Genomic DNA, 18325 nt, shown 5'->3' on the forward strand with positions numbered 1-18325 from the left:
TTTAAATGGCTTCTTTATTAGCTTCTGTTTTCATTTTATTATTGGCGTAAATCGCAATTTCTACCCTTCTGTTTTGAGTCCTTCCTGCGTCAGAATCATTGGTTTCTGTAGGTTGATTTTCACCTTTGCCTTTTATTTTTAATCTATTTCTACTTATACCCGAAGAAGTTAATTCATTGGAGACTGCATTGGCTCTTTTTTTAGATAAAGTTTGATTAAATGATTCAGAACCTACATTGTCGGTATGGCCCACAATGAGTAAATCGGTATCAGGATATTGCTTAAGCGTGTTGGCCAGTTTCCACAAATCGTCTTTGTTAGATTCTTTTAAAGTTGCCTTCCCAAAATCAAACAGCAATTGACTATCAAAAGTGAGTTTTATGCCTTCGCCCACTCGCTCTACTTTCGCAGCATTGCCCAATTCATCTTGAATTTTCTTGGCTTGTTTGTCCATTTTGTTTCCAATCACTACACCCACAGCACCGCCTACAGTAGCTCCCAATATAGCTCCAAGAGCCGTATTGTTTTTCTTATTGCCAATTATTCCCCCTATTACAGCCCCAGACGAAGTACCAATTATGGCTCCCTTTTCGGTTTTGTTTAAATTTGATTTTTTCTGACTTTGTGAGGTTTTGCAACCTGCAATCACCGTCATAAGTACCAGAATTGGTATTATTATTTTCTTCATTTCAGTATTTTTTAAAACAATCTTTTTTACAAAAATTAGTGTGGACTTAGCGTGTTTACTTATAACAACAGAATCAATATCAAAAGTATGATGATGATACCACCAGCAGATAGATAAACGCCTGAACCTAAATCAGCCAAATTTGACTTGATAGTTCTCACCTCTTTTCTCAATTCTTTCTTTTGATCTCTGGTCATATCTGATTTGTCCAAAGCCTTAATAGCATCTAATCTTGCCAATAATACTTTTGCCTCTTCAGATTCTACTTTTTTAGTTTTTTCTTTTAAAATGGCAGTAGGTTCAGCTTTTGAGTTAAGCGGTGCCAAACTCAATAACATAAAAAATGTCAGGAAAAACATGGTATATTTTTTCATTATCGTAATTTATTTCCCACTATTGGCGGGGCAATTGTGAAATGATTTTCACCATACAAAGGTCGAAATCCTAGCGTAGGGATGTGTTATATAAATTCTTATATAACTTACAATATTCACACATTTTTAGAAAAAGCAAAGGTAATTTGCGGAGGATAAGTTGTGTATGTACTTAACAATGAATAAGTTACGAAGATTTCAAAGTCTGTATGGTTAATCCCGCATTAATCAATAACCGCTTCAATATCGCTCAGTATCCGAAAATTCCAATAACCAATTACTAATCAACCAATAACCAATAACCAGTAAACCAATAACCAGCAACCCACTTCGAGATCTATCGATCGCAATTTCCATCAGATTAACATCTAAATATCATTGTGCTCAGTGGGCGATTAACCAGTAACCCACTTCGAGATCTATCGATCGCAATTTCATTCAGATTATCATCTGAATATCATTGTGCTCAGTGGCCGATTAACCAGCAACCCACTTCGAGATCTATCGATCGCAATTTCCATCAGATTAACATCTATATATCATTGTCCTCAGTGGACGAGTCTTTAGTAACCAATAACCAGTAACTAATACACTAATAACCAATAACTAATCAACCAATAACCAGTAAACCAATCAACCAATACCTACTCACATCCTATCCATATACCAACTGAGTTCTTTTTGGATTTTTTGTAGTTGAAATACTGAATCAATGGCTTTTCTTAGTCTCACGAAGGCTGTTTCGCTTTTTACAACGTAATCGAAAGCATTGTTGTGCATACAGTTGATGGCCACCTCTATTTTATCTTGAGAAGAAAGTATAATGACAGGAATGTCCTTCTTGATTTTCTTAATTTGTTGCAGTGTTTCTAATCCATTCATGGCAGCGGGGTTGATACCGTCCAGATGATAATCCAAAATTATAATGTCAGGATTCTTGAACAAATTTTCTATACAAAGTTCCCCAGAAATAAATGTTTCTATTTCAAAATCGCCGTTGCTCATGAATTCTATTTCTAAAGATTTCAAAAATAAGGCATCGTCGTCGACTAAAAACAGTTTAATTTTATTCATTGTCTGTGTTAATTAATTTTTTTAGCTCTTCTTCTAATTCTTTACAGGCTTGCAGACAAACATTTTCGAGTTCGGTTACCATACCCAATACATGTTCTGAATTTTCTTGTAGAGCTGCATACTCTTGAATTTTTTTGGCAATATTTTCAAAGTTATTGTCCATGCCCATGATCGAAAATGATGGAATCATCTTGTGCACGGCCGATTTTAATAAATTCCAGTCATTGGTTTGAAATCCAAGTTTCATGGCCTCTATCAAAGGGGGAGTTTGCTCCAAATACAACTTTATCATTTCGGACATCAACTTGGGATTAGATTTTGTTCTCTCCAATAGATAGCTTAAATCTATACATCTCGCCTTCACGATTAATTCTTCCGTTTTTAATATTTCATCTTTCATGGTGGGTCTCTTTACCAGTTCAATGATTTTTGTATATAATAGTTTTTCGTCTACAGGCTTAGCAATATAACCATTCATGCCGACAGCCCTGCATTTTTCTAAATCCACAGTGGTCACATCTGCAGTAAGAGCCATTATGGGTACTTCCAATTTGAGAATATTCCTAATATACTTGGTGGCATCAAATCCATTCATCTCTGGCATTTGGAGATCCATCAAAATAATGTCATATTTTTTTTCACCCAATCGCTCTACAGCCAATCGTCCGTTGGACACTATATCGCATTCAAACTTAAAATCCTCCAGTAAGGTTTTCATCAATAATTGATTCAGTTCGATATCCTCAACAACCAATATTTTTATTCCAATTACCTCATTTTCAGTCTCTAGTATATCTTTGGAGCTTAATGCCTGTTTAATCGTTTTTTTGAATGGTAACTGAAAACTAAAAGTAGATCCTACTTCTAATTCACTCTCTGCCTCTATCGTTCCCCCTTGTTTTTCTACTAATTGTTTGACTATCGCTAAGCCCAGGCCAGTACCTCCATAAAGCCTGGATGTTCCGCTGGTTGCCTGCTGAAAATTATCAAAAATATTTTGTATTTTATCTTTTGAAATTCCAATTCCGGTGTCGGAGATATTGAATTTTATATTTACATTTTCTGCGTCTTCTGAGAACAATTTTACTTTTACTTTTATATGTCCAGTTGAAGTAAACTTTACCGCATTGCTTACCAAATTGAGTATAATTTGATGCAACCTGACCGAATCTCCTACCAAAACCTCTGGAATATTTTTGTCATATTCAACCAAAAGTTTCAGGTTCTTTTCTTGAATTTTGGTTTCAAATAAATGCAACATGGCATGAATAGAAGAGGCCATTTTAAATGGAATTTCTTCGAAAGTCATTTTGCCTGCATCTACTTTAGCCAAATCTAAAATGTCATTTATAAGTACGATAAGGGCATCTCCGCTAATTTTTATGGCTGATAGGTACTCTCTTTGTTTTGGTGTCAATTCAGTTTTTAAAACCACTTTGGTGAAACCAATGATGGCATTCATCGGGGTTCTGATTTCATGACTCATGTTGGACAGAAACTGCTGCTTTGATTTCACAGCATTTTCAGCTGTGTGCATCGCAAATTCCGCACGTTTCTGTGTTTCTTCTGCTATTTCGGTGGCCAATTCAGCAAATATTCTAGCCTCTATCAGTTCATTTTCAATCCGTTTTTGCTCTGTGATGTCTCTGGCCACTACCACCACGCCCAGCACATTTCCAGACTCATCTTTGAAAACCGACCCATTAAACAGGACATCTGTTAATTTGTGATCTCGGATAGTCAATGGATAATCTGTAACAAAACCCTTAGAAAATACCTCTTTATAAACCTCTCTTGCTTTATGAGGTTCGGTAAAGTAGTCGAAAAAATCGGTACCAATTAATTTATCTCTGCTCAGCCCAGTAATGATAGCTGAAGCGTTATTTAAATCCGTTATTTTCCCTTTGGTATTAATCGTAAAAAGTGGATCGTGGCTGGCCTCAATAAGAATTCTCGCTAAATTGGCTATGGTCAATTCTGCGGCACGTTTTTCTTTTTCAAGGTTTTGGAAAACCAATTCTTTGTTGGCGATGAGCAATTCCTCGGCACGCTTTCCTTTTTCATGGTTTTGAAATACCAATTCTTTATTGGCCAAAACCAATTCTTCAGCACGCTTACCTTTCTCATTCGTTTGAAAGGCCAATTCTAAGTTTGCCAAAGCCAGTTCTTTTTCTCTTTTGCCTTTCTCCCTGTTTTGAAAAGCCAATTCTTTGTTGGCAATAATCAATTCTTGGGCACGTTTTTCCTTTTCTATGTTCTGAAATGCAAGCTCTTTTTTAGCTATGGTCAGTTCACTAATTTGTTCTTTTTCCAATTCTTTTTCCAATGATTATATCACTGTTTTTAAATTTTTAGTAATTTAAGTTGTTGCGTTTTTTATCTTTAATTTTATTCAAGCCTACCTATGTCCTCAATAGGGTTTCTTTTTTTATCCTTGAGTTGCTTAAAATGGGTAGGCGTTAGGCCGGTGACTTTTTTAAACTGACTTGACAAATGAGCCACACTGCTGTAGTTCATTTTATAAGCAATTTCAGTAATGTTCATTTCGTCGTAAATGATTAATTCTTTGATACGTTCAACCTTGTGGGCAATAATAAATTGCTCAATAGTAGTACCTTGAACTTCAGAAAATAAATTAGCGAGATAAGTATAGTCATGGTCTAGCTTATCGCTTATAAAATCTGAGAAGTTTGACTTGGGTAATTCATCAGAGTGATGCACCATTTCTATGATCACAGTCTTGATTCTTTCAATCAGCATGGCTCTTTTATCGTCCATGAGCTCCAGTCCGCTTTCGTTGAGAACAGCTTTGAGGGATTCTAATTGAGTTTTGGTAAGGGTTTCCATGATTTCAACTACGCCGAGTTCAACCACAATAAAATGCAAGCCAAGATCTTTTAAAGATTCCTTAACTAGGATTTTGCAACGATTGCTCACCATATATTTAATGTAGAGCTTCATCGAGTTGCAATTTTATATTTAATCAAAGCTAGGTATAATAAACCGCATTAGCGAGGTTTAATTATTGATTGGCAGGAATTTGTACTTATTTTAGCATTTATCAAGGTTATAGTGGTTGATATATTTTAAATGGCTTGTTTAAAACTAAATATATATCGCAAATTGATTTTATGTTCATAAAGAGAATCCTGACCTTATTCAAAACAAATTGCTTTTTATTCCACAATTTAACCCTGAAATAATATTTGTGGAATTAACCTAATTTATTATTGGAAAAATACACTAATTTTAAGTTTTAGAAATATTTAACCCTACCATAATTTTAAGAATGGAATTCTCTTCAAAAGCTCTGATTGACTCAAATCCGCTTTCAAAACTACAGTTTGCTACCATCATAATTTGTTTTTTAATGAATATGCTTGACGGCATGGATGTTTTGGTGATATCCTATACCGCACCGGCCATTGCTAAAGCATGGTCTATAGGTCCAGAGGTGCTGGGTACGGTGTTTAGTTCTGGACTCATCGGTATGACCTTAGGTACTTTATTTATTGCTCCATATGCCGACAAAATTGGCAGGAAAAACCTTATTCTGATCAGTGCTGTTGTGATGGGCACTTGCATCTATTTGACTTCTTACGCCACCAGTGTCAACATGCTTTTGGCTTATAGATTTTTGAGTGGACTGGGGATAGGTTGTATGCTGGCTAGTACTGCCGCACTTACAGCTGAGTTTACGCCCAACAAAACCCGGGATTTCTGGGTAAGTTTTGTGATTTCAGGATATCCCATCGGGGCAGTGATATCAGGTCTTGTGGCCGCTAAAGTAATTCCTGCTGAAGGCTGGGAACAGATGTTTAAGTATGCGGGCATAGCTTCATTGCTGGCTATTCCATTGATTATCTTGTTCTTGTCTGAATCGATTGATTTTTATGTTAAAGCCCAACCCAAGAATGCTTTGGAAAAAATCAATGCCCTATTAAAAAAAATGGGATTTGAGGCTATCACTGTTCTTCCTTCAAAGGCCGAGCGACAATCAGCCATTCCGGTGGGTAAATTATTGTCTGGCAAATACAAAAAGCCTTCCATAGAACTTTGGGTAGCACTTTTTATGGCTTTTGCAGCTCTGTATTTTATGACAAGCTGGATACCGAAATTGGCCTCAGATGCTGGATTATCCTTAAGTTTGGCCATCTACGCAGGTACCGTGTTTAATATTGGAGCATTTTTTGGGATTGTAACGCAAGGATATTTTTCGAGTAAATATGGTTTGAAAAAAACAATTGGGGTCATTCTAATTCTTACAGCTATACTGATGGCTTGCTTTAAGTTTTTCATAGGTTCAGATGTTATTTTATTGGTGTTCGCATTTTTAGGATTCGGTATTCAAGGCGGTTTTGTGGGATTATACGCCTTCGCTGCCCGCATGTATCCCAGCGAATTTAAAACCACTGGTATAGGCTGGGCAATGGGAGCGGGGCGAATAGGAGGAATAGTAGGTCCAAAACTTGGCGGTTTGTTGATAGGCATGGGCTTATCCATTGGAGCCAACTTCATGATTTTTGCCATTCCTGCCTTAATCGCCGGCATTATGACCTGGAGAAATAGCTCGGAAGATGTGAGTTAAGGGTCATTAGCTTTCATCCTTTTGCTTAAAAGTTGCTTTGGTATTCGCTAGAGCGATTGGTTTGTGCATTTTTAACGCTCTATGAAATCGTAGTATTAAGCGTTTGTTTGCCAATTTATGCCTTACAGGAAACTATAGGCAAACGGTTCAATTTAAAAGGAATATCCATCCTAAAAGTGCAGTATATCATTTTGGAAAAGGCCTGATTGATTTATTATTTCTCCATAAAGAATTCATCCATTTACACAGGTATTCTATCTATCAGAAAAATAATATCTATGAAAGTTAGGTCCATTTTCTTGAACCATATCGGACTTCGTTAAGGACCATTAGGTGAGTTTAAATTCTAAAAAAAAGGTCTTTAAGTACAGTTTTCATTCTTTTAAAAATTATATTTTTTTAAGGTGTTCAAAACCTTTAAAATCCGCTTATGGGTCATACATGTAATTACCTTCCCATTAGAAAAAACAAAAAAATGTCGTTTTGTCTTTAAACATCCCCGCATATTTTTGTATCCGTTAAATAAAAAAAAATCAATTTTTTGAAAAATTATTATCTGGTATTAAAAAATGCCTATTAACTTGAATAAGAAATACTTAAATGTTTATAAATCAATTGATATATATCAATTTTAACCATGTTCACGTTTTAAAATTCAATTTTTGTGCTTTAGCTTTGCAATTGATTTAAATCAATTCTATTCTTTTTCGATTAACAAAATGAGTGAGTCAAGTAAAAACATGAAAGCAAATCAAACATCCAACAATAATTCAATTTTCCTTTCTGTATTTAAATCAGAGGGGCATCTTTCGTTAAAAAATCTTTTTACTTCAAGAAATCAAAAAGCTATAATTTTGATTTTATTTTGTCTAATTCCCCTAGCAGGTTTTTCGAACAATCCAATAAAAAAAGCCAAAAGAACCAAAACCGTTAAAACTGTTAAAAGAAACATTTTAGAGGTAGAGTTTGGTACTTTTAATTACAATAGTCCTGTTCTTACAAAGAAGATTAATTTTTTGGGCTGATTTTAGTTTTTGATTTTTCTGGCAAAAAACAACACTTGCCTGTTCAATAAGTTAAGCATTAACCTCTTCCCACAATACAAGCAAGTCCCCAAAACTATCGGGTGAAGATTTACGACCCTACAAAAAGTAATGGTATTCAAGGCAATGGATTTTTACAAGTACCTTTGAGGAAATAGAGAATTACAAATCCTGAACCTGCTCGCTTCGACAATGCTTTCGTTCTATAGGTTCCTACTCTTTTGACTATCCAAATGCTTCCAAGATCGTAATTTTTAGACAGCAAGGTGAGCAACGAATTTTTCTGGCTCGTCGGGTGTCAAAATAATTTTCTTGTTGTCCAGGGTCACAATCAATACCGTTTTGTTTCGTCTTGTGGCGTACCAAGTCATACTTCCGAGTTTTGTATTGGCGAATTTTCCATAATAGCCAAATAGTCCTCCCACGCCAAAAGTCCTGATTACCCACGCCAGTTTTTCTTTGTCTAACAGTTCTACACTTTTGATTTGGTTTCGGTCAATATTTACGTCTATTAATAGCCTATGAATGCTTAGATGTTGAGTGGAGACTTCATAATTAATTGGGCTAAAGGCAAATGTGATAAAATATATTAAAAACAAGGTGACGGTTGTAATGATTGGAACGGCCCATCCTGTGTCTTTGATGATTGAAAACTGCCCTATAAGGATGGCTACAAATAAAATAGTCACACCAATGGTTATTCCTTTTGCTAAATTGTCTAAGGAGGTTGTATAGGTCATAATCGTTATATTTAAAATGTATAATTTACTATTGGCCAAAGGTTTTAAAGCTTGGTGAACTTTTAAAAATCACCACAAATGTGGATAGGGATTGAATAGTGTATTTATCCTAAAATGTTTTTTGAGCTTCACCTAACTGGCGTTTTTTCTATATCCAGAATGGCGTTGATTTTACTATTTAAAACAGGCAATCTTGATAATACACTGCAATATTACTAAAAATTAGACTGCTCTGTTCTTAATCTATTTGCTACGCCTAACTCTATATTTATCAATAATAGGATAATAAGAATTTCAACAATAAAATATGTCAATCCTAAAAGGGTTAAGCTGAGAAAATAAGCATTTAGCATTGTAATGGTCAAAATACAATACAACAAATTACCTATTCCTATTATTCTTAAAAAGGGTGACCAATTGTCTTTAAGTAAAAAGAAACAAGACATAGAATAAGAATATAAAACCAAACCAATTACTGATAAGTATTTCAAAATGTTTGTGGGCATACCAAAATAATCAAAGTTAGGTCTTAAAACAAAATATAAAGAAAATGTGGTCAATGCTGCACCCAAACCATCAACTAAGAAAAGTGCCCTTGGTTTTCTTGAAAAATAATCTATTGTGAATTTGCTGATGAAACACTCCATTTCCTTTTTCAAAATATTTATCTCTGTGAAAGAAAGATTTTAGCTGTTTAGCGAATCCTCCATAATAAAAATTGCATTCTTGTTGAGGTCAAAAAAACCAAACTCATTGGTTTTCCAAGGTGTATTGATTTTCAAACTGTCTTGTGCAACCGTTCCTCTATTAACGAGTTCGGTAAAAAGTGGCTGTATGTTTTTTACATAAATTCTTATTACCGAACCACCCAGTAATGGGTCCTCAGATGTGTCAGCGTGCCATTGCAGGTGCAAACAAATGTTTTCTCTATAAAGTACGGCATACATGCTATCAGAAAAATAAATTTCAAAACCTACTTTTTCCTTGTACCATACAATGTCCCTTTCAATGTTTGCAGATGGCAGTACTGGAATGATGCTTAACAATTCGGTGGTCATTATTTATAGGTCTATTATCTAAATGCTTTAAAGTTAGACGTTAGCTTTACGCACAATGCTTCTCAGTTTAGTTATGACGGTTTATTTCAAAACTCAACTTCACTTAGTGCACAACATTCGAATTTAGCGGTTCATTTTCTTAAAAGCAAGAAATCCCCGCTTTTGCAAAGATGATATAAAAACGATTTTTACCTTATGGAGACTTACAAATCCTAAACTATCTCGATTAGATATTCTTAATTAAAACATGTGGTAGATTGGATTATATTGTCTGCCCGTTACATGATTGCGGTTATTCCGAAAAATTAGTGAAAGTTTTTCCATCAAAGCGGTGCAATATTGTTTCTCTCGTACCCACCCAAAGAACTCCTGATCTATCTTCCAAAATTGACCAAACATCATTATTTATTAGTCCATCTTTTGTTGAAAAACAAGTAATGGTTTTACCATCATAACTGCAAATTCCACGACCACCTCCTCCAAACCAAATATTCCCTTTTTTATCTTCTATAATTCGTGTAATAGGACCATCAGATAAGCCTTCAATTTTTTCAAATAATCTTCCGTCATATCGGTAAGCTCCTTTCCAACTACTGAACCATATATTTCCTTTTTTGTCCTGCAAAACAGGCCAAGCCCAATCATCGCCATTTGGTTTAAGATTGGTTATGGTTTTACCATCGTAGCGAAACACTCCTATATTGCACCGTCCACCAAACCAAATATTTCCTGCATTATCTTCTAAAATATATTCCATTTTAAAAATACAATCTGATGTGTCATCAGTTACTTTGAAAAAGTTAAATGATTTGTCATCTGCCCTGAGCTCAGTCGAATCGGACCGCCGAGCGGGGTCATAAATATAAACACCATCAATAGTGGCGAACCATAGCTTACCGCTTTTGTCTTGCATGATACTCCATACTTCGTACCTATTATCTGGTCTATTTTTTCGAAAAGGGATTTGAATTTTAACAAAAGTTTTACCATCGTAAAGTACAAGTCCAGCGGAGGTACCTATCCAAATTTTGCCATCTTTATCTTCCAAAATATGATTGACCGAATTATGATTAAGTCCGTTTGACGTTGTGTATTGCGTGAAGAGTTTACCGTCATATTTAAAAAGACCATCTCCTGTGGTGCCAAACCATAGGTTACCCGCTTTGTCTTGAAGACTGCAATGCACGTTGTTGCCTTTATCATTTAGTGAACCCAAATTTTTTATAAGTTTGGGTTGTCCCTGAGATATTGTATTTGATTCACTTATCTTTTCATTTGGTAAGTCTTTTTTTACTTGTCCGTTACAAGAAATACAAAGAATCAAAAGAAAGATATAAATCATTTTTCCTAAAAATGGAAATATTAGCTTTTGCATGAAGGTTGTTGAGTTTTTCATAAAATTAAATGGTGTTTTACCCCATTTTCATACTATTTTCTATTATCGTCCGACTAAATATTAAAAATCAAATTTAAAAATCATAAGCGACTGATAGCCCGAAGGGGTAATATGATAATAATAAAAATGACCGTCTCTGAATTAGAAACCCTGTAAGGGTTTAATTTACAAATAGATATATTGAATTACAATTATTTAGTCGGACACAGTAATTATTTCCTCATCAGTTTCAATGTGTAATTCTTTATAGCATCCACTTTGTTTAAATACTCATCTATACTTTGTGACACATAAAAATCAGGAAGAATCCCTATTTCATCTGGAAACTTTGCGGCTGTTGATATATGCGTATTATTTGCTATTGAAATTACTAATTTTGTATTCTTTAAGCGACATAAGGTTTGTCCTGCCGTACAGAATTGATTTGAGCCCAACTCCTCCCCAATGATAGTTCCTAAATGGTGTGCTTTTACTAAACTCATGAAATGCCCAGTGGTAGAATTTCCATTTCCATCCATCAGAAAATAAACTTTTCCTTTAAATCGATTTTCAAGTGGATAAATAATTTCTTCACCATAAATCTTATCTGTTTTCCCTTCAAATTCTGCCTTGGCGTAATAGGTAAATGGTTTATCCATGAGATGTTGAAGTAAGTAAATACTGGGATATTGAGAACCGCCTCGGTTGTGTCTCACATCAATAATTAGGTTTTTTATTTTTTTATTATTGAGAATAGCCATACTACTGTCGAGGAAAGATTTAAAAACAGGATAATTGTTCCATTCATAATAATTGAATGACGAGATAGTTAAAGTAGCTATTTTTTCATCTAAAATTTCTAAACACAAATCGGTTAAACAACTGGTAATGGAAGGGTCATATAATTCCCTTGCCATTTTTTGGGCTTTATGCAATTTGATTGATCCACTATTTTCTTTAACAACAATTTCAAAAGTTTCGGGCAATCCCAATGCGTAGGGAATTAAGGAAGCAAAACTGGTATTGAAATGTTGTGCTTTATAGGTTTGAATATTGGCTTGTGCAGGCATGTGTTCGTAAATATCAGCAATGAGATTGGCAGTTTCAACGCCGTTGATGCTCAAGATTTCGTCTTTTACTTTTACCTTATCTGCATTATTCATCGGATTTACCACAAATAATTGCTTGTTTACCCACCTCACTTGCAATGGAAAACTATTCTCCAAAGGCAACATGGAAAACTCATGGTAATCATTTTGCATGTTAGAAGAAGCTGTATGCGAACAACCAATGCTTGCAATGATAGCATTACAATGCCAAGCGAATTCAGCATAGGTAGTTTTTTCAGTAATCAATGATTTTTTACTTTCAATATTTTTCCAAAACTGTTCTTTTGTAATAAATTTAAGTGCATGCGGATGAACCGCCAATAGTTTTTGACCCAATTGGTCTAAATCTGATATATAATCTTTTTTGGAATAGACCGTTGAAAATTTTTCTTTAGCTGTTAAGGCTTTAAGGCTGGTGAATTTAATTCGTTGAATAACATCTTCAGCAAGAAAGTTATCGGGGTTCATCAGCAATGCTTTCTCATAATTTTGAAGTGCTTTAGTACTGTCTTTTGCTTGAAGATATGCCTCACCCATACTGTCATAAGCATTGGCCGAATTAGGAAATTCAGAAATAATGAGTTCAAAAATGGCAATGGCTTCGATTAAGTTGTTTTCCCATAAAAACGAATAACCGTATAGCGTTAATTCTGTCTCATTGCCAAAATCATACAAATCAAAATTATCTGCTTTGAGCCGATGATAAAGTGCTATCCTTTCCTGAATAGGTAGTTGAGCGTTTTCTTTAAGCTTTCCAACAATAGATATTTTTTTAGCATTTTGCTCTTTGGGAAATTGATTAACAGAAGTCGTTGAAAAAGACTTGTTTCTACAAGAAGCCATCAAACAACAACTTAAAATTGCTAAGCAAAATGTATAAAAATTGGACATATAGGTACGTATATCTTAAAATATTTACTTAGCAACCGCCCTTGCGAGGTGTACGTTTGTAAATTATTTTACCACCGCGTTCTACATAGTCGCCTGATACGATTGGATAGGCATACTTAGGGGCTTTGGATAGGTTATGGCTTTTTATTATTATTTTGTCGTTCACTTTTAGACTACGTAATTGCTCAAATTCACTTTTAAAATTCATGATATTCTTGCCAGGTTGTTCTACACCAAACGCCAGTATATAATCTTCTTTTGCCATCTCTACCATCACGCCGAATCCCAATCTTGCACCCTCAGGTAAAGATAGAGAAGTAACCACAGCCTCCATTTCGGCGAAATCCTTAACCGACTTGCTTATTTTAGCAGTAGCGGCATTTACTTTTACTCCAGCAGGTGAGGCCTCCCATTTTTTGAAAAATATACCATCAGGGCTAGCCTCCCATTTGGTCCTTGCGGCTTTTATTTCTGCTGCAGAGAGCGGAGCACCACCCGCAGGCTTTGGGGTGTTTTTTTTAGAATTTTCTTTTTCTCGATTGGCAAATACCAGCCCACTTACCACCACCAGCGTTAAGATCAGGGCATAAATGATTTTTTTCATTTCTTTAATTCTTAAAATAGTTTAATCTTCTTCTGAATTTATGAAGCAAATGTACTTGGATAGACTTCAGCCTGAAGCATCATAAATGTAAAAAAAAGTGTAAATTATTGTAAATAGCGTTTAATGGTTTCTTTTTCAAGGTCGCTTCGAAGTCTTATCTACACATATTTTTGTATATTTAATAAGGTAAAAATTGTACTAATTTTTAGATGGTTTGGCCTTATTTGCTTAAATTTTAACCATATAACCTATTTCACATCTTGTTAAATATTGAATAAACTTTTGATTATTCGCCATTATAAATATTTGGAATCAGGCTTTTGTGGGAGAAACACACCCATGTTGCAACCTTAAAAAACAACCCCAGATTACGATTGCCAAATTATCTGAAACCTTATTTAGCCAAGCTCCTCAACGCAAGCTCAGGCAAAGCTCGATTAAAAACGGCCAGGCCACCAATTTGGCCTTTGAAAAAATTGCCCATGCCGGCTTTCAGTAATACCGCACCGACCGTAAAGTCTGAACCATTGTTGCCCATTCCGTCAGGAAAATAATAGGGGTTTTTGATTTGGGTTAATCCCTCGGGATAGCCCTCAAAACCTGTGGTATGCTGTATGAGTTCGGGTTCGCGTTTTTCGAAACTGCCATTCATATACGATTTAATGTATTTGCCGTCGTAGGTAAAGGCCACGCAAACCCAGTCTTTGGTGGGTACTTCATGTCTGCTGGCCGAATAATCTATGGAATAAGGAAAAGGTGGGGTAGGTTTGCCTGTCTGTGAGATATGCCCACAAACTTGGTTTTTGCCATTATAATAAGGTAGCGAAACAAAAAGACCATATTGCCTTTTGCCACCTGCTTGGTATTCGTTCCACATACCACCCACAAAGCCCGTTTGTTCGCCCGTCCATTTTACCCATGCCACCACCGTAACGCCTTGCTTTTTACCATGAATATTTAAAGCCCCGGTTTCGGCATGCGGCAAAGAAAGATAGCTACCTGAACCCAATTCCGCCGAAAATCCAGATAAAGGACCTTCCATTTTGCGGGGAACGGTACCCTTCATTTCATTTAGGGCAAATTCGCCTTTTCCCATCGCCTTACGAGTGTGACCCGCTTCCTCCTTGAAATCCCACAAAGCTACGAGGCCTTTGGTAGAAAGGATCCGTTGGACTTTATCTGATGTTTGTCCAAAACTAAATGAGTTGATAAGCGATAAAGCAACACCTATAAAATATTTCATCATTCGATTGATTTTATGAAAATGTCCCCCTCCTAAATACGCATTAATTTAACCTTAGTTTTTTGAGGGTTTTATATGATATTCTTGTCTGTTTATTAATTTTTATGCTAATCAAAAATAGTAAAAATTCCTTTTGCGTATTTATTCTTTAGTTATTTTGAGCATAGGCTTCTTCAAAACTGTCTAATGCAGCAATCACTTTCATAAAGGAAGCAACGGTCTTTTGATTTTCTCCCCCTTCTAGGGATGCATTGAGGGTCATGATGCGTCCTATTTTTGTAACAGGATGGAAAGAGATAAAAGCGAAAACTCCGGGATCACTGCCGGTATGTCTAAGCTCTCCTTTTCTGGCATATGCCCAAAAAATTGCCCTGTTGGGCTCTTTATTATCCATATGGGTAGGCATATTTTTTTCATTAAACTGTTTTGCAAACAAAGTCTGATAAGCACTTTTGCCAATTATCAGGGTATCATTGGAAAAATAGCCTTTTATCATGGCTTTAAGAAATACAGTGAGGTCGCTTGCTGAGGTTTTTAAACTTCCATCTGGGTAGGTTATGCAAGTATAAGGTTTCAAACTTTTATCGGCGTTCAACATTTTTTCCTCTAATGAACTTTCGGGTTGATTTACTTGGTAAAGCGTAGCGTATTTAGCCTCATTTTCTGGATTGTAAAACCAATCTGTACTTTCCATTTTCAAAGGTTGGAAAATATACTTTTGGCAGAATTCAGCAAAAGTTATTTTTGACTTACTCTCAATAATGTAGGCCATTAAAGCGGAAGCGATATTGCTATAAGCATAGTTAGTACCTATTGGATTAAGGTCAAAATTTTTGGGTGAATAGAATTTCCCCTCTTTTGTATAATAGTTTTGGAGGAAAGCCCCCAATGCTACGTTTTGCTCATTGCCCAATTGGTAGGCTTCGTTCAAATATACTTCCTCATTGTCTAAGAGGGATGAGGTGTGCGTAGCCAGATGCCTTACCGTGATGATCCCATAGGGGAAATTGGGATGGATGATCTTAAAAGGCAGAAGATCATTGATATTGCTTTCCAAAGTGAAATATCCGAGTTCGACAGATTTCATTAAAGCCAAGGCAATAAATGTTTTGCTTACCGAACCCACCGGCTGAATAGTTTCTAGGGTATAAGGTGTTTTTTTACTTTTATCTGCAAAGCCATAGCTTTTTGCGAATAAGGTAGTGTCTGCTTTCAGGATGCTGATGGCAAATCCTGGGAAGTTTGATTCTTTATAAATTTTGCTTAGGCTCTTATCCAGATTTTTGTCGGGTGATTGGGCTAAACCGCCTAAGCTTTGAACCACCAAAAAAGCCAAGGCTAAAGAAATATTTCTGCTCATATTAAATTTAATGTCTAAGTGTGATGCCATAGGATAAAAATACAAAAAAAAACACTTTTGAAGAATTATTAGGATTACAAATCCTCTCCCGATAGCTATCGGGCTTGCTTCGACAGAGCTTTCGCTCGCAAAGTTCGTACTCCCGTACTCCTTTGACTATCGGAACATGTCGAAGAGCAAAGAACTAGTTTCAGCTTTTCAATTCATGCTCAAACGATTTGAACCGCCACGCATTTTTCGCTTCTTTTTCCCCAAGGGTGGCGTGGACTCGGGTGGGAGCCTGTGGTGCGTTGCTTGTTCATAGGCGTAGCACAATTTGATGAGTGTTGGCTCACTGAAAGGGCGACCAAAGAACTGCAAACCAGCAGGTAAATTGTGGTAAGTAAAGCCCATGGGCACCGTGAACGCAGGGAAGCCCGTGGGCGGCGATAAGGCGTTGTTATTGGTACCCGACGGTGTATTCAGGTCGCCGATGAGCCTGGGCGGATAACTAAACGAAGGGTAAACCAGCACATCGACCTGGGTCGAATCCATGGCTCTTAGCAAAAGTTGACGTAATTGCTCACGGAGGTCAAGGTTCTTTTGCCATCCCTTGTGCAATTCGGGGGCCAAGGTATCGGCATTGACATCCTGCAGATATTTTTCAAGAAAGGGATGATACTGCTTCGATTTAATGATAGACTCGAGCGTTTTATGCGGGGCATTGGGGCCCAAATTGGCCAGGTATTGATTAAAATCACGTCGCAACTGGGGAATCGTATCCATGGTTTTTTGGATCATATCGAGTTCCATAACACTCACCGAGTCAATGATGGTGGCTCCAGCCAAACGCAACTCGTTGAGGGCATTGTTAAACAAAGCCACCACTTGGGAGTCTGCTTTGGCAGGATCGCAAAGCTGCCTAAAAACGCCAATTCTGGCTCCTTTTAAGCCATTTTTATCTAAATAAGCCCTATAGCTTTCTGGAATTTTACCATTACTTAGCCGTGTTACGGAATCGGCTTTGTCGTAGCCCGCTATGACGTCGAGTACCCGCACGGCATCTTCCACCGTTCGGCAAATGGGGCCACCCATGTCATTGGTCAGAGCGAGGGGGGCAATACCGTTGCGGCTGATTAAGCCGAGTGTACAACGAAACCCTACCAAGCTCTGGTGAGCAGCCGGGCCGCGGATCGAGCTACCTGTGTCGGTCCCCAAGCCAATGGTGCCAAAGTCTGCCGCCACGGCAGCGGCTGTTCCACCGCTTGACCCTGCTGTGGTACGCCGTGTATCATAAGGGTTGCGAGAGTAACCCGGCAGAATGGAACTTACCGAAAAGTTGCCCGATTGGGCAAACTCGGCCAGGTTGGACTTGGCAATGATGATGGCTCCGGCCTCCCTTATTTTTTGAATCACAAAGGCATCGGCGGGCGGGATAGAATTTTTCATGGCCAGCGTACCGTTGGTCGTGGGCATGTCGAAGGTATTGTAATTATCTTTTACGATGATCGGAATGCCGTGAAGCGGACCTATGAATTTACCTGTAACTTTATAAAGCGAATCGAGCCTACGGGCTTCGGTTAAAGCTTTGGGATTCACCATAATAAGGGCGTTGATAAACGGCCCGTCTTTGTCGTATTCTTTAATTCGGTCGAGGTAAAGTTGCACCAGCTCCACGGCGGTAAGTTTACCATTTTGCATAGCCGTATGCAAGCTGGAAATGGTGGCTTCTTGTAATTGTTTGGGCGAAAAATGCTGTGCAACAGCCGATGGTTTAAGCCCCAAAAAAGCCATTGCGATGGCAAGTATAAAAAGAAGTTTGTTTGATTTCATTTTTATTGAAATTTTTAGAATGATGGCTTACAATGGCTGGTTTTAGGCTTACTCGTTTTTAGTTTCCATGGTCTGTGGCATGCTATAGCTGTCAAGCCAAGCTTTTATTTAGTGAATATAAATATTGCTTACTGATAAACACAGATTTGATACAGATTTTTTAGATTTTAAATTTGGAGATGTGTTTGTAATTGGGTACTTCGCCATCTTCCCGATGTCGAAGCAAGTCCTGATAGCTTTCGGGAGAGGATTTACAATCCGACAAAAAGGTTTGTAAATTAAGGTGGTGGAATTTTGAAAATTTAGAAAATGCTTTTGAGGAAATAGAGGATTACAAATGCTAAACTATCTCGCTTCGACATGCCC

Annotated in this window: 14 protein-coding genes; 1 reads left to right on the plus strand and 13 read right to left on the minus strand. The window is 36.8% G+C overall.

Annotated features, from left to right (window positions below):
- Window position 1: 1 nt before the first annotated feature.
- From EGI24_RS09045 to EGI24_RS09065, 5 genes are all read right to left on the minus strand, one after another.
- On the minus strand, window positions 2-688 hold the full coding sequence (locus EGI24_RS09045) for an OmpA family protein (RefSeq protein WP_255048052.1): 687 nt from the start codon (window positions 686-688) through the stop codon (window positions 2-4).
- A 59-nt stretch (window positions 689-747) separates the two neighbouring features.
- Window positions 748-1062 (minus strand): hypothetical protein, encoded by a 315-nt coding sequence (locus EGI24_RS09050; RefSeq protein WP_255048053.1) that lies wholly within the window; start codon window positions 1060-1062, stop codon window positions 748-750.
- Between the two features lie 648 nt (window positions 1063-1710).
- Entirely contained in the window at window positions 1711-2136 is a 426-nt protein-coding gene (locus EGI24_RS09055; protein WP_255048054.1) for a response regulator, read from the minus strand.
- A complete protein-coding gene (locus EGI24_RS09060; protein WP_255048055.1) occupies window positions 2129-4462 on the minus strand; it encodes an ATP-binding protein in 2334 nt (777 codons plus the stop codon). Before EGI24_RS09060 ends, EGI24_RS09055 begins: the two co-directional genes overlap by 8 nt.
- A 62-nt stretch (window positions 4463-4524) precedes the next feature.
- The gene (locus tag EGI24_RS09065; RefSeq protein ID WP_255048056.1) at window positions 4525-5097 is read right to left on the minus strand and encodes an AraC family transcriptional regulator; all 573 of its coding nucleotides are present in this window, start codon (window positions 5095-5097) and stop codon (window positions 4525-4527) included.
- Window positions 5098-5425: 328 nt separating this feature from the next.
- Between EGI24_RS09065 and EGI24_RS09070 the strand changes: the two genes are divergently transcribed.
- Entirely contained in the window at window positions 5426-6724 is a 1299-nt protein-coding gene (locus tag EGI24_RS09070) for an MFS transporter (protein WP_255048057.1), read from the plus strand.
- A gap of 1297 nt (window positions 6725-8021) precedes the next feature.
- Here EGI24_RS09070 and EGI24_RS09075 read toward each other — a convergent pair.
- From EGI24_RS09075 to EGI24_RS09110, 8 genes are all read right to left on the minus strand, one after another.
- Window positions 8022-8507 (minus strand): PH domain-containing protein, encoded by a 486-nt coding sequence (locus tag EGI24_RS09075; protein WP_255048058.1) that lies wholly within the window; start codon window positions 8505-8507, stop codon window positions 8022-8024.
- 686 nt (window positions 8508-9193) lie between these two features.
- A complete protein-coding gene (locus tag EGI24_RS09080) occupies window positions 9194-9565 on the minus strand; it encodes a glyoxalase/bleomycin resistance/extradiol dioxygenase family protein (protein WP_255048059.1) in 372 nt (123 codons plus the stop codon).
- A gap of 292 nt (window positions 9566-9857) precedes the next feature.
- Entirely contained in the window at window positions 9858-10961 is a 1104-nt protein-coding gene (locus EGI24_RS09085) for a two-component regulator propeller domain-containing protein (protein ID WP_255048060.1), read from the minus strand.
- 212 nt (window positions 10962-11173) lie between these two features.
- Window positions 11174-12892, minus strand: a complete 1719-nt coding sequence (locus tag EGI24_RS09090; protein ID WP_255048061.1) for a S41 family peptidase — start codon at window positions 12890-12892, stop codon at window positions 11174-11176.
- A gap of 76 nt (window positions 12893-12968) precedes the next feature.
- Complete coding sequence (locus tag EGI24_RS09095; RefSeq protein ID WP_255048062.1) at window positions 12969-13544, minus strand: hypothetical protein; 576 nt, start codon at window positions 13542-13544, stop codon at window positions 12969-12971.
- Between the two features lie 394 nt (window positions 13545-13938).
- A complete protein-coding gene (locus EGI24_RS09100) occupies window positions 13939-14790 on the minus strand; it encodes a LamG domain-containing protein (RefSeq protein WP_255048063.1) in 852 nt (283 codons plus the stop codon).
- Window positions 14791-14935: 145 nt separating this feature from the next.
- The gene (locus tag EGI24_RS09105) at window positions 14936-16147 is read right to left on the minus strand and encodes a serine hydrolase (protein ID WP_255048064.1); all 1212 of its coding nucleotides are present in this window, start codon (window positions 16145-16147) and stop codon (window positions 14936-14938) included.
- A gap of 198 nt (window positions 16148-16345) precedes the next feature.
- The gene (locus tag EGI24_RS09110; RefSeq protein ID WP_255048065.1) at window positions 16346-17959 is read right to left on the minus strand and encodes an amidase family protein; all 1614 of its coding nucleotides are present in this window, start codon (window positions 17957-17959) and stop codon (window positions 16346-16348) included.
- Window positions 17960-18325 lie beyond the last annotated feature (366 nt).

Source organism: Lacihabitans sp. CS3-21 (assembly GCF_024343675.1).
GTDB lineage: Bacteria > Bacteroidota > Bacteroidia > Cytophagales > Spirosomataceae > Leadbetterella.